Source organism: Thermus thalpophilus (assembly GCF_022760915.1).
Taxonomy (GTDB): domain Bacteria; phylum Deinococcota; class Deinococci; order Deinococcales; family Thermaceae; genus Thermus; species Thermus thalpophilus.
In genome coordinates, this window is the sequence record NZ_JAKTNS010000152.1 from 1 (window position 1) to 305 (window position 305).

At 73.4% G+C, this 305-nt stretch carries 1 pseudogene; it reads left to right on the forward strand.

The annotated features are described in order from the left end of the window. Positions 1–305 (forward strand): annotated as a pseudogene (locus tag L0D17_RS13405) (IS1634 family transposase); the annotation flags it as partial.

A 305-nucleotide genomic window follows, 5' to 3' on the forward strand; every position in this document is an offset into this window, starting at 1 on the left:
AGCCTCCAGCAGCGGATAGCGCGGGCCGAAGGGGAGGCGCGGAAGGTCCTGGGCCGGCTGACGGCTCGGACCTTCGCCTGTGAGGCGGACGCCCGGCGGGCCCTGAGCGAGGCCAGCGGCCGACTTCCTTTGCACCGGCTGGTCTACCTGGGAGTGCAGGAGGAACGCCAATGGGAGCGGGTGGGCCGGCCGCGCAAGGGGGAGCGACCCTTGGCGGTGGTCTACCGCCTGCGGGCCCGCCTGGAGGTGGATCAGGAGAAGCTGGAGCGGGCGAGGCGGGGCCTGGGGCGATTCCTCCTGGCCAC